Here is a 19,216-nt window from a genome sequence, read left to right on the forward strand (position 1 = left end):
TGGCCCGATTCTTGAAGATCAAAGAAAAACAAGCCAGCTTTTCTGTTGCATTTATTTAACGGGCAACGTATTAAACCTTTTCATATATTTTACCATATAGTCGTTTATTTTCTCCTTTCAATCGCTTATTTTCACCCTCCAGTTCCTTAATGCGCTCACGTAATAATTGAATCATTGCATCCTTACTCTCATCGCTCATTTGGCGTTTTACAGCTCCAGGTGACTGTTGCCATTGTTTACGAAGCATTTCAATTCGACTTCGAAAATTGGGATGGTTATATAAGTAAGACTTAGAAACCCCTGATTCCACCGAAACGGAGTTGAAGTTAATACGCTCATTTTTTTTAATCAACTGTTTGATTGCCTGCTCAACCTGTTGAGCCGTTTCTTCGCTCTTCATCTTAGCTAGGGCCACAATGGCGTCTGTAGATCGTTTATGTTTCATTGTAATACACCTTTTTCTTTAGTGATTTGAGCATCAAATAGGATTTTCTTTGCGCCATCTCCTCGATGAGACTTCCCTTCGGCAAGTTGATCTCTAATCTTGATGAGATTATCTAGTTGTTCCTTGGTCTTCTCATTGTAGATTGGGTAGTTTTGTGTCATCTTGATATGCTCTTCGACACGCTGAATTTCTTTTTCAAAGTTAAGCAGATTATCAGGAGTTGTGCAGAAGTTTGGACAAGTCAAGCAGGGCGTCACCACATATGGGCAACCTTCTTTTTTAGAAGCCAAGCAAAACCCAAGAGGTACTCGTACCGCCTCTACATTACTGAGTATGTACTCCCAATGGATCAGGTCTTCGTCCATAGTCATCTCATTGACTTGAATCCCAACATAGAACGCACGCGTTTCTTAATAAAACGATGATCCTGTTCCACTATATTATTGAGATATCTAACTTGCCTTAGTTGTATACCTTCAGGCATATGTTTCTCTTCTTTCAACTCTTGAATCGCTACAGGATAGGCAGGATTCTTATCTACTGTTATCACGCGAGGTTTAGAAACGTACGAAAAAGCGCTTGGCTGCTTGTTTATCTCTTGATTGACTTAGATAAAAATCAATTGTATCCCCTTCTGAATCGACTGCACGATATAAATACATCCATTGCCCTTTTACTTTGATATATGTTTCATCGACTCTCCAAGAGTCATTTGTTGACTTAAGATGATGTCGTACTTTCTCTTCTAATTGAGGTCCATATTGATGAACCCAGCGCATAATCGTTGTGTGAGCAATTGATAATCCTCTTTCCTCCATCATTTCCACCAGGTTACGAAAGCTCAAATTGTACCGTAGGTACCACCTTACTGTTAATAAGATTAGTTCAGGCTGATAATACTTCCATTTGAACAAATTCTCCTTTTCCATACTGATCACACACCTTTTGTAGAGTAGTAATATCAGTATGTCCAAGTTTAAGAGATTTTTTGCACCAGAACCAAAAACGCCATCCTTTCCTATGATTCTACAGAAAGAATAGCGCATTTTTTCATTTTAGGGGCATTTCTTTTTATTAGCTTGATAGCGATGGGGTATCGCCACATTTCTATCAAGCTCCTTATAGAAGCAACGGGGGAACTTTAATATAATAAGAATTAAAGATAGTATAAAGGACCAAAAATTAAATATATTAAAGGTGGAAAATGACATGGAAAGAAAGTACCGATTATATCAAATTGATTCATTTACGAAGAAAAAATTATCAGGTAATCCGGCTGGTGTAATAACAAATGCAGATGGTTTATCCTCGGGTGAGATGCAGAGGATTGCTAGAGAGCTTAACAATTCGGAAACGGCATTTATCTTTAAATCAGACAATAGCGAATCTGATGTACATATTCGTTTTTTTACGCCTACTCATGAGGTCCCTATCTGTGGACATGCGACGATTGCTGCCCACTATGCTCGTGCAGTTGAAAATAGTTTAAATACAGTTAAAGTTTATCATAAAACTGGTGCCGGCATTTTACCAGTCGATGTGATTAATGAAGATAATGATTACAAAATTATTATGACGCAGGGTAGTATAAGTTTTGAAACTGTGATTGAAGGTGTAGCTTTAGAGAATATATTTACAGCTTTCAATATTAGTGAAAATGATTTATTAGAAGATTGTCCAGTACAAATCGTTTCAACCGGGCATTCTAAGGTGATGATTGGAATTAAAAATTCGGAACTTCTTAACCAATTAAACCCTAATATGGATTTACTCACAAAAGTCAGTGGATTAATTAATTGCAATGGTTTCTATGTGTTTACGATGAATGCTCCCGACTCTGATATTTTAATTCATGGAAGAATGTTTGCTCCTGCAATTGGTATTAACGAAGACCCTGTTACAGGTAATGCGAACGGTCCTTTAGGCGCATACTTGATACATCATAGACTTGTCAAACATGATAATACTTTATTTAGTTTTAAAGCAGTGCAGGGCGAAGCTATAAAACGGGCGGGTATCATTGATGTTCAAGTGAAAATTTGTAATCAGGAACCAGAGGAAGTAAGAATTGCAGGAAATGCTGTAATCGTATTTAAGTCCGATTTATTACTTGATTAGCAATTCATATGCAAAGTTCGAATCGTAAATGGAGGTCTTTATTAATATGAATTTCAGTCATTGTAAACTGTAAATCATAATAAAGTTATTTCTATGACGGGGAATTTGTGAAATAATACATTCAAACAAAAAGGTGCTTTTGTTAAATAGAATAAATAAGAAAAGTAAACACCCCCAGAACGAAAATTTTGTGCATGTTGCTCGTATTTATTGTTTGGCGATAAGTCGTTCTTTAAGCTTGATGGCGATTTAGTGCTATCCCTAAAACATCTGGACTTTAATAGCCAACTAAAAAATGCAAACAAAAAGACCTTTAATCAGTCGTTTTGTTTGCATTTCCTTTTTCTAAAACCACAGAAAAGATAAGTACTATAGTTAACACCATAATAAACCTTACTTCACTTCCATCACTTACAAAAAATGAATACAAAGTATAAATTAAAATTAATATTCCATAAATAACTTTGTGCAATGAACTCCCCCCCTTTTTGCCGTATATATTTTAGTGTAAAAATTTAATTCAAGCCCTATATCAAAATGAAAATAAAAAGCACCTGTGATATACACAAAGTGCTTTTCTCTTGTCAATTTATCTATTTTCTTTTTATAACTCAAATTTCTTCGAATCGTACTTTTCTAGAGTTTGCTGCAATTCATTTTGTTCATATGGAATATGTTTATCTGTCTGTACATCTTCAACATTTTCTCCACCTGTTAATAATCTCCTGTACTTAAAAGAGTGCCCTGTTAATACTGTTTTAATCATTTTGTATTGCCCTCCTTTTGTTTGATTACTTGTATCATAAAACAAGTATCTGAAGTTGGTATGTAGTCTATCTAGAGTGTATGTAAATTTAAAAAATCTCTAATAAAATGTTTATGTTGTAACGTTACCACCAAAACTAGTGCTTCAAACACCATAATTTGAAGAGACAGTAACCCATATTCTAGCTTGAATTCCCTCTACAGTTCTATATTGAGTAAAACCAGTTGATCCCTATAATATAAAAAGAGCACCACTTTTTGGATGCTCTTCGTTATAACTATATAGTATTTAATTTCCTTCTTTTGTTGGTACCATTTTTCCTTCTTGAGAACCTGTACCTTCTGTTCTTTCAACAGTTTTTACATCTCCTTTGGGAGTTGCTGGCACTGCATCTTTAGGTGCATCAAAGTTTTGTGAGAAAGACGTTGTTCCATCTGCACTCTGTGTAATTACTTGATTTGAACTATCTTCATTTGATTTTAAATTGTCCATTTTCGCATCATCTGCACCTACTGCACCACCCGCTAATAATCCTGTACTTAAAATTGTTCCTGCTAATAATGTTTTAAACATCTTTCATTACCTCCTGTTTATTTGTAATATTCATCAAAAAAGTATCTAGAGTTAATGTTTTAGTCATTATCTTTATCTACTTGCTTTTTGATTACATTTAGCATAAGACAAGAATCTATAGTTGATATGGACTGTATCTGGAGATTATGTAAAGAAAAATAGATGGTCGCTTGGTGTGTAGGCAAGAACATATTATTAAAATCAATTTTGAATTAAGACCATAATGGGGCCCCACCACATCGCTATCAACTTAAGAAATTAAATGTTCCCCAAAACGAAAATTTGATATCTCTACGGTTATTTATGAGAACTTAGCCCATTTTTTTCGTTTTGGGGAAAGTTATTCTGATTAGGTTGATGGGCGGGCATAGGGTATCACCAGCATTTCGGAAAAAAAACACGCTAAGAAAAATAAAATCCTTGCTGCATATGAAATGTAGCAAGGATTTTTTAAGTTGTTTCATTCGAGAGCCGAAAAACACGAATTAGCCCCATGCCATCAAGCTAAAATTTTATAGTACCCCCAGAACGAAATTTTGTACTAACTTGTAACAAAAAAGCTCATTTTTTCGTTTTGGGGTATTTGCTTTTCTTAACTTGATGGCGATGTGACGCTACCCCATTATACAAAAGACAAAAATTAGAAGCCGATAAATGAAAAATAATAATTCCTTATTCAACTAACGAATGCATTATTTGAACAACCTAAGGCTGCTTCGGTAGCCATTTTTTTGTACCAACTGGCAGTTTAGTTTTCAATATGTGAAAAGGGATTTCTAAGTGATTAATTGAATATATATTTATTGTTTACTAATTTTTAGGAGGTCCCTTTATGGGAGATAGGCTTTACTGTATTGCTGCATATCAAGTTCTTAATGAAGAAAGACTAGGAGCTTCGTACGGTTCTATAATAACTTATAGTGATGCTGTGACAGGATCTCCTGTTAGTGAGCTAGGGTATTTTTTAATTTATTTATTATAGTAATGTAACCGAAGAGGTTGATATGGTGACATATCAACAAACTGAGGTGGTACACTCTCGTCCTCAAGAATTATTTCCTTGGGGTGAAAGTTTTTTTATTATGTCATAATTTAAAGTTTTTGAGAGGAGAAATTATATGGATCCTATTTTATTAGATGTTCCGTTACAGATAGAAACAGACAGACTAATTCTTCGAGCACCACTTCAAGCTGGTGACGGGAATGTAGTATACCAAGCTATTAAGGATTCAATTAATGAGTTAAAACAATGGTTGCTTTTATTCCAGTCAATTCCTACTGTTGAAGAAACGGAAATTATCCTGAAAAATGCCCATATAGATTTTTTGAAAAGAGAAAGCTTTCGCTATCTTATCTATCATAAGGATACTAATGATTTTATTGGAACTGCTAGCCTTCACGGAATTAATTGGAAGATTTCTAAATGTGAAATTGGATACTGGATTAACATGCAATTTAGTGGCAAGGGATATATGACAGAAGCAGTAAGTGAGTTAACAAACCTTGGATTTCAGTTACTCAAATTTAGAAGGATTGAAATACGATGTGAATCTAATAACACTAAAAGTCGTACGATCCCTGAAAAACTAGGTTTTGAGCTGGAAGGGATATTACGTAATGAAGATCTTTCAGCTGACAGTAAAAAACTAACTGATACCTGCATCTATGCAAAGGTAAATTAGATTAAAATTTTAATAATCAATTGAGTCTGTGTACATAGTTTATTCCCCTTCTAATCCGTTATTGTGATTTGTTTAGAACTATAGTACATCAATATGTTTAAAATGAAATGTACTGAAATGGTATATTCTATTAAAACAAGAAGATTTACTTCTCATAGTAATAATGTCAGTATTATATACAAATGTTACAATCATTTTATAAATAAATTACTTTATGAAGTTATAAAATTAGGACCGTACATATTAGACATATCTAAAATGTACGGTCCTTTTGTTTACTAGTGGTTCACTTATCTAACCTAAAGATAAGTATGTGGTCCTTTTACAATTTGAATTTCTTTTTAAGCTTCTTATATTTTCTATATGAACGTCTAACAATGTTTAACATGAAATACGGTATTTTAACAGGGAAAGGCAATTTATAAATGAAAGGCAAGTAAAATGTAAAATATGCCTTTTCTAGGTCTCTCCACTTACTATCTTCTTTTGTTTTTAAGAAATCAGATACATCGACTACATATCCCCTTCCGTTTTCCATCATCACATTTTTCCCGTGAACATCACAAGGAGTTAATCCTTGCTCCCTTGCATACTCTATAGCTTCATTGATATCAAGGATTACCTGCTTAGGAATTTTAATCCCCTTATGAATAGCATCGTATAAGGTAATTTCTTTTAAACGTTTCAATACTATGAAATTTCCCCCTTTATATATAAGCTTCGAATAAGAAGGATGATTTCCGATTCTTCGGTATACTTCTGACTCTTTTTCAATTCCTTCTCCTTCTCGCGCGTAAACTTTCACTACCCAATCTTTGTATTCTTTGTGCATAAATACTGCGGCATAATTACCTGTCCCTAAACACTTCCAAAGTCTAGGAATATCTTTAACTACTACAGGCTCGAATTCATCCTCACTTCTTATGCTTACCTCTTTTAATAATTCGTCCTTTATCAATCCCACAAAACTATTTATACTCATCATTCCCACTCCGGTTTTGCTAAAAGGGGTTCCACCCCATACCCATCAAGTTAAAAAGTACCTTCTTCCCTAATACGAAAAAATGAGCAGACTTCACTAAGTAACTAACTTTAGAGAAATAAAATTTTCATTTAGGGGGGTACTTCAAAACCTTAAAATGGATATTCTACGCAAATATATACTATTGATACAATAAGTTATGTTAACTTCACATGATTATATTATACAAAAACTCAGCAAATACCGTTACAAAAAGTGTACAAGCCATATCTACTCTCTTTAAATAGTTTATTGCGAATCTATTTTAAGGAGATCAGTAAATGGCATATTATGTAGGCTTAAATATATTTGTTGCCCCAAGTGCTAATAGTAGTAATGATAGACTTGCTCAAATGTTTATAGGAGCTCAAAACTATTGATTTACCTATATCAATGAAGAGTATTCCGCAGATAAAATTGACTGTTTTAATCCAGATACTTTAAATAATTTACTCCCATATACTCAAGGAGTTAACGAATGGATTGGATTATTTTTTGTCGGAGGAAATAGATTAGCAGATGGAGAAAACACTGGGTGCACTTCGTATGTACCGATTGTTCAGAATGGTGAAATAACTGATTTTCAAGCTAATATTGTTGTCACTGATGAAGCAGATCATTTGTTACTTGCTCATGAAATCGGACATGCATTATTTGCTAGAATGGTAGGAAACAATATAGAAAGCACAGCACCTTGTTGTCCAAATGATCCTACAGGTCATAGTAACGAAGAAAATGATCTAATGCTTCCGATAGTACCAGCAATTCCTAATCCTATTCTCACACAAGAAGAGGTAGAAAAAGCTCTGCAAAGTCCTAAAGCTTTTTATGTTCAATAATTAATATAAAAAAGAGGACAAGAAAATTCTTACATCACAATTCCCCCCCATTTCTCTACTTATCAAGTAACATTAATAAATGAGGTACCGTCACATTTTCATAAATCTAAGGTTACACACTATTCATTAAGCAAAAAAGACCGTATCACTACGGTCCTTTTCTCTCTCTTATGCAAACACTATGACTGTGTAACTTTATTAGAAACAAGTAATTTTTCAATACATATAGGTAACATATCTAATAACGTTTCAAATGCGTAATTTACGTCCAGACGCTCCGTCCATTGATGTGCATCTTTTCCTACCGGCCCCATATTTAATACTGGAACGTCAAACTCTTCTAATTCCTGAAGTGGAATTGAATAACCTTTATCCCATAATGGCATATTGTCTACAAGAGAACTCATTGAGTCCAATGGGTTTTGTAAGCCCACATAGCTCAAGTCTGAAATTCCTCCAAAATAATTTTGATTTTCAAATGTAATGCTATGATTATAGTGGGCATACTTTTCCATTTCTACAACTACCTCTTTAATTAAAGGATTGTTGCGTGAACTCACAGCTGGATAGTATGGCGGCGCAAAGAAAAGTACAATCATCGGAGCCTTTTCTTTACATAAGATAGATAATTTGTCTACTAAATCAATGGTTACCGCACGATCATCTTTATCTTCTCTATTTTTTATAATATTAGATTGAATTTCATCTATTTTTTCTCTTCCATGTTGTTCAATTGCATAAGTGATAAGCTCTTCATACGTTAATACATTTACTTTGAGATTAGGCGGTATGAACGGATTATGCTTAGAAAAATGATACGCTCGCTCCTCATACGATTCTTCGATTTTCTCTGCTACTTTCGTTACTTTTTGACGTAATAATGAAACTACATCTGTCATCGTTTTTTCTAGTAAAAACAAGTTAAATAATGTGACAGCACGATGAGGAATTTGTACAGAATAATCCTCCTTTAAGTCTCTTTGAAGCAAGTTAGTTGGTGGTGGACTCGCTTCACCATCTACAATATCACAAAGGTCCGTATTCAACTCTAATTCTGCTGTTAATAATGCAGCCATATAACTCCCATTTAATCCTGCAAAAGGTTCGCCTACATGTGTCTCTTTTCCATAGCAAAGGAAACCAGGTAACACCTTACCAATAGAACCAGTATAAATATACTTATTTTGGTCACCAGGATGCCTTGAAAACATAGGCTCTGAATTTAGAACCGTTTTATACTCTAAGTCATGTTCTCTTGCTAAGTCTAATAATCTCGGAACAGCAGCCCTCATCCCTACAGAGTTCACTTCTTCATCTGGAACAGCTAATAAAAGAACATTCCCATCAAATCTTCCTTCACAAGCTTGCTCAACCATTGCCATTTGTAAAGCTAGACCACATTTCATATCCATTGTTCCTCTACCAAATAGCCAATCTCCTTGTTCTATATCTTCACGTACGTGATCTGGTAGCTCATCTTTATGAGAATAAAACATAGATGTTAACTTTTTAGGGTTAAATGCATCTTCTTTCCACACTCCGTAATCTTGTACATCTACAACATCAAAGTGACTAACAAGAATTACGGTATTTTTCGTACTATCACTTTTCTTTACTAGCGCTGTAACAAAATATCTTCCATCCCCGGTCGGATTTTTTTGCAAATGATGCGGATTTTGTTTGAAATACTGTAAGTCTGATAATTGTCCTACAACAAAGTCTGGTAATATAACTTCAGCTTCTGAACCTGTAATACTAGGAATTTCAACAAGATTGCTTAATAATTGCACTAATTGTTCTTTTGATTGCCACTTTGACATATAAATCCCCCTATTTTTCCGCATTATGAAAATCAATTCCAATATATGAATAAAAAATGACGACAGCTATCAAAATTATAATTCTGATGTACTGCCGATTTTTATTGATATTTCATGAGCTGCTTGTTTTACCTTACTAATAAGAAAAGATAGTCGATCATCCTTAATGCGATGACTAATTAACCCAACACTTAATGCTCCTACTACTTTATGATTAAATCCGATAATAGGTGCAGCTACTGAAGCTGTCCCTTCTGTTTTTTCACCATAACTCACAGCATATCCTTCATTTCTTATTTGCTTTATTTGATCGAAAAGAATTTGCTTTTGTTCTGGTAAAGAAGAAAGTAAATGTTCTACAATGTGTTCCATTTCATTCGTGTTCATATTGGCAAGCATCGTTTTATTTGCGGCGCCAATTGAAAGTGGAATCTGTTCCCCTAAGTTATCGATAACTCGAATTTTTAAAGGGCTATCAATTCTTTCAATGATAATAGAATGTGTTCCATTTGGAATGTTCAAATAAACACTTTCTTCAACTTCAGAGGCCAAACGCTTCATTACTTCTCTTGCAACGGATCTGTAGTCTACCTTCTCCAATTGACGTAATCCTATTTCCATCCACATTGGCCCAATCTTGTACTGTTTTGTTTCTGAAATTTGCGTAACTAACCCATGCTCCATCAAAGAGTTCAGTAACCTATGTACTGTACTAACCGGGAGATGTGTTCTATCAGCTATATCAGAAATAGCCCAATACTCTTTTTCATTTGTAGAATTCAGTAACTTAATAATACCTATCGCTCGATCAATGGACTGTACCATAACTCGCCTCAACTTTACTTGTAGTATGTTTAGCCTAATTAACTATCAATTTAACAAAAATTCAAACTGAAATCAATTAATTTATTTAATTTTCCAAAAATAGAGATATAACACTATCAAAAAAATGAAAACGTAAACAAAAAAATATTGACTTTTCTTTTTAATTATCTGAAAATTAGAACAAGATTTCACATCACGGAATACATTCCATAATACGGAAAAACATCAATCTTCATACTACCAATTATGAAAGTGAGGAAAACAATGACGCAAGTAAACAATACAAACAATGAATTAAAGCGCACGATGAAAGGTAGACATTTATTCATGATTGCACTCGGTGGTGTGATTGGAACGGGGTTATTTAACGGATCTGGTTTTATTATAAGTCAAGCTGGACCTGGTGGATCCGTACTTGCCTTTATGGCCGGTGGATTATTAATGTATCTCGTTATGCTATGTCTTGGTGAGCTTGCTGTAGCAATGCCAGTTTCAGGTTCCTTCCAGGAATATGCCACTAGGTTCATCAATCCCGCAACTGGATTTACCATCGGATGGTTGTATTGGCTAAGCTGGGCGAATACGACTGGTCTTGAATTTACAACTGCTGGTATTACAATGCAGCGATGGTTTCCTGATATTCCTGTCTGGGTTTGGTGTTTAATATTTGGTGTTACAATATTCACTATTAACGCATTATCCGCTCGTAGTTATGCAGAAACAGAATTTTGGTTTTCAAGTATAAAAGTATCTGCCATTATCGCTTTCATTATTCTTGGCGGCGCCGCTATGTTCGGTTTTATTGATTTAAAAGGAAACGAACCCGCTCCGCTTCTTTCAAATTTCGTAAATCATGGTGGTTTATTCCCAAATGGACTTGCCGCTATCTTATTAACAATGGTTACAGTCAATTATTCCTTCCAAGGTACAGAACTTGTTGGAATCGCAGCTGGTGAAAGTGAAGATCCAGCAAAGACTTTACCTCGTTCTATTAGAAATATAATATGGCGCACGATGTTTTTCTTCGTCTTAGCAATCTTTGTTCTCGTGGCTTTAATTCCTTGGGAAGAGGCAGGATTAACAAAGAGTCCGTTTGTTGCTGTATTTGATAATATAGGTATTCCATATGCAGCTGATATTATGAACTTTGTTATTCTTACTGCTGTTCTTTCTGTCGCAAACTCAGGACTGTACGCCGCAACTCGAATGCTTTGGTCATTATCAAAAAATGATATGGCTCCAGCCTTTTTAAAGAAATTATCATCACGAGGGATACCTCTAAACGCTTTACTCTTGACGATAGCTATTTCTGCTTTTTCTCTTTTGACAAGCGTTGTAGCTGCTGAAACGGTTTACTTATGGCTGATTTCAATTTCTGGAGTCATTACAATTATTGTTTGGATGTCAATTTGTGTTTCTCAATTCTTTTTCCGTAAACATTATTTAGCCGAAGGTGGAAAATTAGAAGACTTAAAATTTAAAACTCCACTTTATCCACTTGTACCAATTCTTGGTTTTGGATTGTATGGCATTATATTAATAAGTCTTATCTTTATCCCAAGTCAAAGACTAGGAATCTATTGCACTGTACCATTTATCATCTTTTGCTACACCTACTATCACTTTAAGATAAAGAAAAGAATTGCTACTAACACTCATACAGAGACTAAAATTAGCGAAACTTCTTAATACTATACTTAAAAGCCCGCACATTGCTTTTACTTCATGTGTGGGCTTTTCTCATTGCTTTATTCATTTTTCCAGGTCCCCTATTTTCCCCTTACTATTGCAAGGATTATTTAGGCGAACTATAAGTTGAAGAGTTATCCTCAAACGAGTCAGTATTGCTATACCCTTTAGCTCAGATTTCAATTGTATCTTGCTTTTGTTTCCCAAGTTCTGCGAAGAATGATGTCGGTATCGTTAATGTAGTAAATGCTACACCAGCAATTATGATTTTTTACTGTTCATAAGTTGCTGATTTTCCTTACTATTACTCTTTTGTTTTGATATATTAAATACATACTATGTCACATTAAAAATTAAAAGACAGACAGGAGTTAGATACGATGATAAAAGGTTTCGGAGGAATATTTTGGAGAACTAAGAATCTTGATGTTATAAAAAAATGGTACAGTGAAGTGTTGAAGATTGAAATAGAAAATTGGAATGGGACTGTGATTAAACCCGAATTAGGAACTGAGACTATCTTTTCTTTCTTTGCCGAGAATGACAGTTATTTTCCTACAGAACAACAAGTGATGTTAAATTTCCAAGTACATAATCTAAACGAGACTATTCAGCATCTTGAACAAATTGGTGTACCTCTTGAAAAGAAAGAAGAGATTAGTGAATTTGGAAAGTTTATTTGGATTAAAGATCCTGAAGGTCGATTGATCGAACTTTGGGAGAAATAGCCCGTTGTAATCATTCGCTATTAAGCTAACAGGTGCTTTAGTTCAATAAAAAAAGTTGATTCCTTTGAAGTGCACCTTCGTTTATTAGACACAGTCTAACAATCGGAGGTGCACTTTTTCAATCTAAATTAATACTTTTAATAAAATCAAAATGATTTTCATCAGCTAATTTATCGATATAACCTGTTATATACAGATTTGCTTTAGATACTTCTGTATTCTTAAATTCAGAATAAAAATCAGGAGAAAATGATACTTCTAAAACAACACTATCCCCAGGTTTAATATTTAACTTATTACCTTTAGCCAACACTTTAAATGGATTGGTTGTTTGTCCAGATTTTGTAGATGATTTAGGAAATGAAAACATAACATTATTTTGCGCAATAACATAATCGGTATTATTAGTCATTTTTATTTGATAAGATATTTCAGTGTTCATATTAAGATTTTTAGAAATTAATTCATACACTATTCCATTTTCAACATCTTCGTATTTAAAAGTACTATTATTTTTACTAGAACAAGCACTCAAAATAAAAAACAAAACCAATATGATTATTCCACATTCTTTTTTCATTGATCTATTACCACCTATCAGTAAACACTATATTCTCTTTGGATTGTCATACCATTTGAAACGTACGTAACACTAGTAGTACTCTAAAAGCTAGAATTAGAACCGATAATGACAGTAGCGTCCAGTTCCTTGTTTCTAGCGACTTTCGTGCTAAGCCCAGCACCAGCAAAGATTTCAAAGGCCTGGGGTGCCTGAACTTCGCTTGTCTCTATCAAAAGATGGCCATCCAAAGCTAACCACAGATTAATGCTTCTTCTGCCACTCTTCGCAGAATGTTAAGACCATCCTCACCTCCGTCAAGCGTCACATTTGGTTCATGTAGGCGTGCCTCCCGGGGGAGAAACTTTATTATTTCGGTAGGAACGTAAGGTACGTTCGCAACTAGGATATTTACATGGCCCTTAAGTGAGTGGGGTAGAGCTTTATACAAGTCACCTTCAAAAGCATGACCGCCAAAATTCGTTACATTGCGGCTAGCGCATTGTACTGCGATAGGGTCAATGTCAACAGAATACAATTCAACTCGTCCCAAAGCTGCTGCCAGTGCTGCGCCCACAGCACCTGATCCACAACATAGATCAACAATGATATCGCTAGAACGTGACAGAGCCTCTGTTTGATGAACAAGGAACTCGGTACGTTTACGCGGTACAAAAACGCCTCGATCCACTTCTATTCGTAGACCACAAAACTCCGTGTATCCAACAACGTATTCCAGAGGTAAACCGTTGACTCGCATTTCTACCATTTTCATAAGGTCCTCTGGAGTTAGTGCCTCTGAAATAAGTAACCGGGTCTCATCTTCTGCGAAAACACAACCGGCACTCCGAAGCTTGCTAACTATACATTTTTCCATTTTAATATCCAAAAAGAAATTTGTTTTATTCTCTATATTATCTCACCACTTTTGATAAAGTTTGTTTGTAATTCAGAGTTCGTTAAAAATAGCTAATATCCTTCTTCAATAATCTGGATCTTACATACAGTGAAACTTTAATCAGTGGGGGTTTTGTCCATCCCCCACTGATTATTAGTTGAACCAATCGGGCGTTTACGGGCAGTTATCTCCCACCTAACTTCCTAGCATTCGCCGAATTTCGAGGTGGGAGTTTTACTGCCCGTTAATACGGGGTAAACTGTCATTTGATGAACATATTCGTCTATGCCCACCTCTTTCCCTTGTATATAGAGCATTCTTATCAATTTCTGTTTTCGTCAAATCTAATTAACAGAGATATAAACAAAAATACATATTTTTACACTATTTCGATTTATATACACAAACTATAATTTTAACGTTTTGGGCTATTTGCTTTGCTTAAGTTGATTCGCATAGGTACTACCCCTCTTTGAAATATTTCAGTTCAAAATGAAATAACATTTCGACATAAAATATCAATCTATCTATACATTACGACAACAGTCTTAGAAATCTGATTTTTCATTATATTAAAGGATATTACTCAAACAACCTCGAATATTGTAATACACATACATAAGGAGGTTGACCTATTTTGTTTCGTTCATTTACAAATGGATGTGTTGCCCTTGTGCAGCGTTTCTTACCAGAACCGTTTATTTTATCATGCTGATTAACTGTTTTCGTTATCTTCTTCGGCATGTTTGCAACGCACCAAACACCGGTAGAAATGATTACGCATTGGGGCAATGGCATTTGGGGACTTCTCGCCTTTTCTATGCAAATGGCTCTTGTACTCGTGACAGGATCTGCATTAGCAAACGCTCCTCTTATTAAAAAGGGATTAACAAAAGCAGCGAAACTACCGAAAACGAATGGACAAGGTATTATTGCAATTTCAATCGTAAGTTTACTAGGAGCGTACATAAACTGGGGATTTGGTATTGTTGTATCTGTTTTATATGCAAAAGAAGTGGCAAGACAGTTAGAAGGATTAGATTATAGGTTGGCAATTGCTTCTTCCTACTCTGGATTTCTCATTTGGCATGCAGGCCTTTCTGCTTCTATCCCTCTTACGTTAGCAACAGGCGGCGAAACGTTAATCAAAACGACCGCTGGAAGTATTAAAGAAGCGATTCCAATAACAGAAACGTTATTCCCACCATACGCTCTCGTTCCAGTTCTTATCTTTCTCGTTACGATGCCTCTTATTAACCGAGCAATGCATCCAGATGAAAAGCATACAATTACTGTAGACCCTAGCGTGTTCCATGAAGAGGCTGCCGCTCAAGAAGTAGAGCAAAAAACATTCGCTGAAAAAATGGAAAATAGTATGATTATTACACTTTGCATTGGATTATTAGGTCTTATTTATATTTTTAACTATTTTAGTACGAAAGGCTTTAACCTTACACTTGATATCGTTATTTTTATGTTATTGATTGCCGGTCTTATTTTCCACCGTACTCCGATTCAATATATCCGCGCTTTCTCTGACTCAACTAAGAGTGCTTCAGGTATTTTACTTCAGTTTCCGTTCTATGCTGGAATTATGGGGATGATGATTGGAGTAAATAGTGAAGGTCTGTCGCTCGGAGGAGCTATTTCTACTTTCTTTATTAGCATTTCAAATGAAACTACATTCCCGCTCTTTACATTTTTAAGTGCTGGCATTGTAAATATTTTCGTTCCATCTGGAGGCGGTCAATGGGCAGTGCAAGCACCCATTATGATTCCAGCTGGCGCTGAACTTGGTGTACCTGCTGCGAAAACAGCGATGGCAATTGCATGGGGCGATGCTTGGACAAATTTAATTCAACCTTTCTGGGCATTACCGGCATTAGCGATAGCTGGTTTAGGCGCTCGTGATATTATGGGATTTTGTGTTGTTAACTTACTATATGCAGGATTTATCATTAGTCTATGTTTCTTATTTATTATCTATACAGCTTATTACCTTCCTCCACTCTACCTCTGCATGATTTAATGCTTCATATGTAAACAAATCTTCACACACTTTTTCAATCATATGAGGATTGTTCTTAAGGAAATTCCACTGCAATACTTTAGGAAGAAAATATGTTTCATATTCTTTACTTCCCTTTATTACCTCATCAACTTCTCTTTCACAAATCCCTCTTATTAAATAATCATTTCTTAATTGTATTTGAATTTGTTGAAACGTTTCGCTGTATTTCTTCAATTGGACTAAACAATTAATATACGTACGCAAAAGTTCGTCATCACAATTGCAACACTTTATAATACGATCTATTTCATTCATAATGTACGAGCCTTTTCTTCTATTTGTAATAGCCATTTTTCACGCTTCTCTAGTTTACTCGTTTTCACAGATTGAAAAACTGACCGTTTTATATCGCGAATACCACAAAAACGTAAAACCCCTCGTTTCATCATAATCCAATCCGCTGATCGATATAATAGGGCCACATACCATAACGGTGAGTCTAACGTATTAATAACCCACGCCTTCTTTCCTTTCAATAACCCTTTTGGTAATGACCCCTCATATTTATAAGCAAATCCAGCTACAAAAATACGATCGATAAATCCTTTTAAAATAGCAGGCATGCCCCACCACCATATCGGATATATGAAAAGAAGAATATCCGCCGCTTTCACTAATTCTCTATATTGCTTCGTCTCTTCTTCATTTAGTAAATCACGTCTTTTCTTCTCTTCATTAAATACAAGCACTGGATCAAATTGTTCTTTATGTAAATCAAGTAGCGTAACAGAATGATTTGTTTCCCCAAGTCCTTTTTGCACATGCTCTAAAATTGCCCCGTTTAAGCTTGAAGGATTAGGATGAGCATATATAATTAGTACGTTCACTACAAAACAACTCCCTCTTTAGTTAATCTTTCCCCTTCTTTAACATCTTCTCTACAATTCGCACATTTTTCGAACTTTGTAACAAACGATTTAATACTGTTAGTAACTCTTCTTTTTCTAAACCGTTCAGTTTCTCTTTAACCGTACTCTCACCAGCACCTTGAATATCATACACAACCGCCGCCATATGTTTACAATAATTTTCGTACGGACACTCGCAGCTACTTTCTGCAAAATCTTCAAGATCAATAACTACTTCATAATTTCCTGCATTACCAGTCACAAAAGCAAATACTTTATTATCATGTACTTCAACATCTTCTACATGTCCCTCTTCATAATATTCATATCCTCTATCTATAATGTACTTTGGAATCCATTTCATTATATCTTTTAATAAGTACGCATACATCACAATACCTCTTCCTCTAATTCCCTTTTGACTTCCAAAATCCTGCATGTTATTCTAATAACTGTCAAGTAGCGAGTCTACGTGACAAAACGACTGACACCTATTCGGCGGAGGTGTCTCTTTTCATTTGCAGCCGATATGAAGTGCCTCTTTCAGGCACATTCAATCTTTGACACTACACACTCAACACCATTCCCTTGTATCAGGCTGCTTCAGCAGTCTTTTACTTTACATACTTCAAAAAAAGAGAGCCTAGCTCCCTTTTCCCGCTTTATAAAATACCCCTTTTTCAGCATAGCGATATTCATCATCAGCTAAAGTAATTTTCCCATCCAGTTTGAGTTCATCTAATAGTCTTGATAAATAAAATTGATGTAACATTTTTTTAGTGAATTTTCCTTCATGATGCGAAACGATATGTTCTTGAATATCTAACAATGATATTGGCTTATCTTGCTCTATCATATATTCATAAACTGTACTACGCAGTTTTACGTATTTTTCGAGTGTCACAGTACTTCGCAACCCCTTTCTTCTTATTATTATGTTTTCGTAATCGGTTTTTTTGCAACAAAAAAACCTCTCCGATAAGAAGAAGTTACGTATATCTTCGTCTTATCTCCCAGAACAAAAATGTTCTGCTGGAATTAGCACCTGCATCGCGGTTGCTGGGTTTCATCGGGCCAGTCCCTCCACCTCTCTGGATAAGAAAATATTCACTTTAAATTTAACTATACGTAATTTTATTATAATTGTCAAATAAATATAAAAATTATATTTTCTTCTTTATTGTTCATACTACAAAAAGATGTACAAAAGGAGGCTACTACGTTGCAAAAGAATGCTCGTGGATACGTACAAGATTCTTTTCAATCATTACAAGAAGCGAAACATTGTTTAGAAGATGCATTACAAACTGTTGAAGAAGATTTTAATCGTGCACGTATTGAACAATCCCTTTACGCTGTAGAACAAGCATTACAAAGATGCGATTATACAGTTCATATTTTAGAACAAGAATGAAAACTTCCCATCAAAAGATGGGAAGTTTTTTTCAAATGGCATACTTCATCATTATTACCGTTATGATTAAAAAATATACAGAATTAACAATTTCTAAAATCCCTACTTTTAATATAGAAATCTTTTTGCCATACAACATAATGGCCCGAATTACACTTGGTACAAATATGAGTGAACACCACGGATTTATAGTAAATACGATTACCGTTAATATAATATGATATCCCCAAGATATAAAACGATACTTCGGATTATTTTTTTCACGAATCATCGTTTTCACATAAAACGTACTTCCTAAAAAATATAGAAATGAAATAAGCGCAATGAATAATGCGGTTCTATCAATAAATTTCATTGAGAAATAATAACTTATTAAGCCACCTATACAAAACACAATAATCGCGCAAATATCATTTATTAATGCTCGTTCATTTTTTTGACGAGCATAATACATATTTACAATAAACAATGGAATCATTAATACTGCGAATAAAAGAATTCGCCATTCATATAATAAAGAAATCATCCCAAATACAAATGCAATGATAAAATAAACAATTGCAGCGTGTAGAAATTCTTTTTTTCGTCTTTGCCTTATGTACATGAGAAATGGATAAGTAGCTAAATAGATAAAGAACCAGGCTAAAAACAATGGGATATGATAAAAAGTAGGTTTACCAAGTAATACACTTAATAGAAATGGTATGACAAGCATCGCCCATGCTCCATGTTGCTTCGGAATAACTAACTTCATTAACTATACACCTCCCTCTTGAAAATAGTTCTCACCTACTATTATACAAATAATTTCATATAATAACGGATATATATTAGATCTATTTTTTGACAATAAAAAATGCTCCTTACACTATGTAAGAAGCATGAAAGAGGCAAACGAATATGTAAGTCGCGACCCTACC

Annotated in this window: 20 protein-coding genes, 4 pseudogenes and 1 riboswitch; of the genes and pseudogenes, 8 read left to right on the plus strand and 16 right to left on the minus strand. The window is 34.7% G+C overall.

The features are described 5' to 3' along the window. Positions 1 to 70: 70 nt before the first annotated feature. The 3 genes and pseudogenes from MHI07_RS15070 to MHI07_RS15080 form a co-directional block, all read right to left on the minus strand. Positions 71 to 445: a DUF6262 family protein gene (locus tag MHI07_RS15070; RefSeq protein WP_078181423.1), complete on the minus strand. Its 375-nt coding sequence runs from the start codon at positions 443 to 445 to the stop codon at positions 71 to 73. Then, entirely contained in the window at positions 442 to 816 is a 375-nt protein-coding gene (locus MHI07_RS15075) for a hypothetical protein (RefSeq protein ID WP_340824803.1), read from the minus strand. The genes MHI07_RS15070 and MHI07_RS15075 overlap by 4 nt, the downstream gene beginning before the upstream one ends. A 5-nt stretch (positions 817 to 821) precedes the next feature. Further along, positions 822 to 1,374: pseudogene (locus MHI07_RS15080) on the minus strand (IS6 family transposase); the annotation flags it as partial. A gap of 280 nt (positions 1,375 to 1,654) precedes the next feature. Between MHI07_RS15080 and MHI07_RS15085 the strand changes: the two are divergent. After that, the gene (locus MHI07_RS15085) at positions 1,655 to 2,563 is read left to right on the plus strand and encodes a PhzF family isomerase (RefSeq protein WP_002161204.1); all 909 of its coding nucleotides are present in this window, start codon (positions 1,655 to 1,657) and stop codon (positions 2,561 to 2,563) included. A 313-nt stretch (positions 2,564 to 2,876) separates the two neighbouring features. Here MHI07_RS15085 and MHI07_RS15090 read toward each other — a convergent pair whose 3' ends face one another. The 3 genes and pseudogenes from MHI07_RS15090 to MHI07_RS15100 all read right to left on the minus strand — a co-directional run. Beyond that, positions 2,877 to 3,035 (minus strand): hypothetical protein, encoded by a 159-nt coding sequence (locus MHI07_RS15090; RefSeq protein ID WP_002087303.1) that lies wholly within the window; start codon positions 3,033 to 3,035, stop codon positions 2,877 to 2,879. Positions 3,036 to 3,167: 132 nt separating this feature from the next. Continuing rightward, on the minus strand, positions 3,168 to 3,329 hold the full coding sequence (locus MHI07_RS15095; protein WP_171903091.1) for a hypothetical protein: 162 nt from the start codon (positions 3,327 to 3,329) through the stop codon (positions 3,168 to 3,170). Between the two features lie 294 nt (positions 3,330 to 3,623). Then, positions 3,624 to 3,902, minus strand: a pseudogene (locus MHI07_RS15100) (alpha-ketoglutarate permease); the annotation flags it as partial. 832 nt (positions 3,903 to 4,734) lie between these two features. On the opposite strand from MHI07_RS15100, the gene MHI07_RS15105 reads away from it, so the two are divergent. Together MHI07_RS15105 and MHI07_RS15110 are read left to right on the plus strand one after the other, a co-directional pair. Beyond that, entirely contained in the window at positions 4,735 to 4,884 is a 150-nt protein-coding gene (locus MHI07_RS15105) for a hypothetical protein (protein ID WP_215571844.1), read from the plus strand. 136 nt (positions 4,885 to 5,020) lie between these two features. Next, positions 5,021 to 5,584 carry a GNAT family N-acetyltransferase gene (locus MHI07_RS15110; protein ID WP_340824807.1) on the plus strand — a complete coding sequence of 188 codons (564 nt, stop codon included), beginning with the start codon at positions 5,021 to 5,023 and terminating at the stop codon, positions 5,582 to 5,584. A gap of 322 nt (positions 5,585 to 5,906) precedes the next feature. On the opposite strand, the gene MHI07_RS15115 is transcribed toward MHI07_RS15110, so the two are convergent. Then, entirely contained in the window at positions 5,907 to 6,566 is a 660-nt protein-coding gene (locus MHI07_RS15115; RefSeq protein WP_033716704.1) for a serine/threonine protein kinase, read from the minus strand. A gap of 659 nt (positions 6,567 to 7,225) precedes the next feature. Between MHI07_RS15115 and MHI07_RS15120 the strand changes: the two genes are divergently transcribed. Next, a complete protein-coding gene (locus tag MHI07_RS15120) occupies positions 7,226 to 7,444 on the plus strand; it encodes a hypothetical protein (RefSeq protein WP_016105459.1) in 219 nt (72 codons plus the stop codon). A 179-nt stretch (positions 7,445 to 7,623) separates the two neighbouring features. Here MHI07_RS15120 and MHI07_RS15125 read toward each other — a convergent pair whose 3' ends face one another. Further along, positions 7,624 to 9,264 carry a M20/M25/M40 family metallo-hydrolase gene (locus MHI07_RS15125; protein ID WP_070139695.1) on the minus strand — a complete coding sequence of 547 codons (1,641 nt, stop codon included), beginning with the start codon at positions 9,262 to 9,264 and terminating at the stop codon, positions 7,624 to 7,626. A 75-nt stretch (positions 9,265 to 9,339) separates the two neighbouring features. After that, positions 9,340 to 10,089: an IclR family transcriptional regulator gene (locus tag MHI07_RS15130; protein WP_340824810.1), complete on the minus strand. Its 750-nt coding sequence runs from the start codon at positions 10,087 to 10,089 to the stop codon at positions 9,340 to 9,342. 264 nt (positions 10,090 to 10,353) lie between these two features. Here MHI07_RS15130 and MHI07_RS15135 point away from each other — a divergent pair, with 264 nt between their 5' ends. Then, complete coding sequence (locus MHI07_RS15135) at positions 10,354 to 11,778, plus strand: amino acid permease (RefSeq protein ID WP_340824812.1); 1,425 nt, start codon at positions 10,354 to 10,356, stop codon at positions 11,776 to 11,778. Between the two features lie 380 nt (positions 11,779 to 12,158). After that, positions 12,159 to 12,506, plus strand: a complete 348-nt coding sequence (locus MHI07_RS15140) for a VOC family protein (RefSeq protein WP_002033235.1) — start codon at positions 12,159 to 12,161, stop codon at positions 12,504 to 12,506. Positions 12,507 to 12,624: 118 nt separating this feature from the next. Here the strand turns inward: MHI07_RS15140 and MHI07_RS15145 are convergent, their stop codons facing one another. Beyond that, positions 12,625 to 13,086, minus strand: a complete 462-nt coding sequence (locus MHI07_RS15145) for a hypothetical protein (RefSeq protein ID WP_070170422.1) — start codon at positions 13,084 to 13,086, stop codon at positions 12,625 to 12,627. 83 nt (positions 13,087 to 13,169) lie between these two features. Next, positions 13,170 to 13,942: pseudogene (locus MHI07_RS15150) on the minus strand (putative protein N(5)-glutamine methyltransferase). A gap of 658 nt (positions 13,943 to 14,600) precedes the next feature. Here MHI07_RS15150 and MHI07_RS15155 point away from each other — a divergent pair. Beyond that, a pseudogene (locus MHI07_RS15155) lies at positions 14,601 to 15,992 on the plus strand (short-chain fatty acid transporter). Here the strand turns inward: MHI07_RS15155 and MHI07_RS15160 are convergent. The 4 genes from MHI07_RS15160 to MHI07_RS15175 all read right to left on the minus strand — a co-directional run bounded on the left by MHI07_RS15160 (position 15,936) and on the right by MHI07_RS15175 (position 17,786). Further along, positions 15,936 to 16,289, minus strand: a complete 354-nt coding sequence (locus tag MHI07_RS15160) for a group-specific protein (protein WP_340824817.1) — start codon at positions 16,287 to 16,289, stop codon at positions 15,936 to 15,938. The pseudogene MHI07_RS15155 and the gene MHI07_RS15160 sit on opposite strands and share 57 nt — an antisense overlap. Next, a complete protein-coding gene (locus MHI07_RS15165; protein WP_340824819.1) occupies positions 16,286 to 16,861 on the minus strand; it encodes an NAD(P)H-dependent oxidoreductase in 576 nt (191 codons plus the stop codon). Before MHI07_RS15165 ends, MHI07_RS15160 begins: the two co-directional genes overlap by 4 nt. A gap of 22 nt (positions 16,862 to 16,883) precedes the next feature. Further along, complete coding sequence (locus MHI07_RS15170) at positions 16,884 to 17,273, minus strand: SWIM zinc finger family protein (RefSeq protein ID WP_078174477.1); 390 nt, start codon at positions 17,271 to 17,273, stop codon at positions 16,884 to 16,886. Between the two features lie 252 nt (positions 17,274 to 17,525). Continuing rightward, positions 17,526 to 17,786 carry a hypothetical protein gene (locus tag MHI07_RS15175; protein ID WP_012261278.1) on the minus strand — a complete coding sequence of 87 codons (261 nt, stop codon included), beginning with the start codon at positions 17,784 to 17,786 and terminating at the stop codon, positions 17,526 to 17,528. 99 nt (positions 17,787 to 17,885) lie between these two features. Continuing rightward, positions 17,886 to 17,984, minus strand: a riboswitch (SAM riboswitch). A 120-nt stretch (positions 17,985 to 18,104) separates the two neighbouring features. Between MHI07_RS15175 and MHI07_RS15180 the strand changes: the two genes are divergently transcribed. Continuing rightward, the gene (locus tag MHI07_RS15180) at positions 18,105 to 18,296 is read left to right on the plus strand and encodes a hypothetical protein (protein ID WP_002110871.1); all 192 of its coding nucleotides are present in this window, start codon (positions 18,105 to 18,107) and stop codon (positions 18,294 to 18,296) included. 31 nt (positions 18,297 to 18,327) lie between these two features. Here MHI07_RS15180 and MHI07_RS15185 read toward each other — a convergent pair whose 3' ends face one another. After that, complete coding sequence (locus tag MHI07_RS15185; protein WP_340824825.1) at positions 18,328 to 19,050, minus strand: YwiC-like family protein; 723 nt, start codon at positions 19,048 to 19,050, stop codon at positions 18,328 to 18,330. Positions 19,051 to 19,216 lie beyond the last annotated feature (166 nt).

Origin of the sequence: Bacillus sp. FSL H8-0545, from assembly GCF_038006105.1 — a bacterium.
Classification (GTDB): domain Bacteria; phylum Bacillota; class Bacilli; order Bacillales; family Bacillaceae_G; genus Bacillus_A; species Bacillus_A cereus_U.

What these genes read in the sequence shown, in the direction of transcription:
- MHI07_RS15070 (WP_078181423.1), bottom strand. Translation starts at nt 445, where the DNA reads ATGAAACATAAACGATCTACAGACGCCATTGTGGCCCTAGCTAAGATG.
- MHI07_RS15075 (WP_340824803.1), bottom strand. Translation starts at nt 816, where the DNA reads ATGACTATGGACGAAGACCTGATCCATTGGGAGTACATACTCAGTAAT.
- MHI07_RS15085 (WP_002161204.1), top strand. Translation starts at nt 1,655, where the DNA reads ATGGAAAGAAAGTACCGATTATATCAAATTGATTCATTTACGAAGAAA.
- MHI07_RS15095 (WP_171903091.1), bottom strand. Translation starts at nt 3,329, where the DNA reads ATGATTAAAACAGTATTAACAGGGCACTCTTTTAAGTACAGGAGATTA.
- MHI07_RS15105 (WP_215571844.1), top strand. Translation starts at nt 4,735, where the DNA reads ATGGGAGATAGGCTTTACTGTATTGCTGCATATCAAGTTCTTAATGAA.
- MHI07_RS15110 (WP_340824807.1), top strand. Translation starts at nt 5,021, where the DNA reads ATGGATCCTATTTTATTAGATGTTCCGTTACAGATAGAAACAGACAGA.
- MHI07_RS15115 (WP_033716704.1), bottom strand. Translation starts at nt 6,566, where the DNA reads ATGAGTATAAATAGTTTTGTGGGATTGATAAAGGACGAATTATTAAAA.
- MHI07_RS15125 (WP_070139695.1), bottom strand. Translation starts at nt 9,264, where the DNA reads ATGTCAAAGTGGCAATCAAAAGAACAATTAGTGCAATTATTAAGCAAT.
- MHI07_RS15130 (WP_340824810.1), bottom strand. Translation starts at nt 10,089, where the DNA reads ATGGTACAGTCCATTGATCGAGCGATAGGTATTATTAAGTTACTGAAT.
- MHI07_RS15135 (WP_340824812.1), top strand. Translation starts at nt 10,354, where the DNA reads ATGACGCAAGTAAACAATACAAACAATGAATTAAAGCGCACGATGAAA.
- MHI07_RS15140 (WP_002033235.1), top strand. Translation starts at nt 12,159, where the DNA reads ATGATAAAAGGTTTCGGAGGAATATTTTGGAGAACTAAGAATCTTGAT.
- MHI07_RS15145 (WP_070170422.1), bottom strand. Translation starts at nt 13,086, where the DNA reads ATGAAAAAAGAATGTGGAATAATCATATTGGTTTTGTTTTTTATTTTG.
- MHI07_RS15160 (WP_340824817.1), bottom strand. Translation starts at nt 16,289, where the DNA reads ATGAATGAAATAGATCGTATTATAAAGTGTTGCAATTGTGATGACGAA.
- MHI07_RS15170 (WP_078174477.1), bottom strand. Translation starts at nt 17,273, where the DNA reads ATGTATGCGTACTTATTAAAAGATATAATGAAATGGATTCCAAAGTAC.
- MHI07_RS15185 (WP_340824825.1), bottom strand. Translation starts at nt 19,050, where the DNA reads ATGAAGTTAGTTATTCCGAAGCAACATGGAGCATGGGCGATGCTTGTC.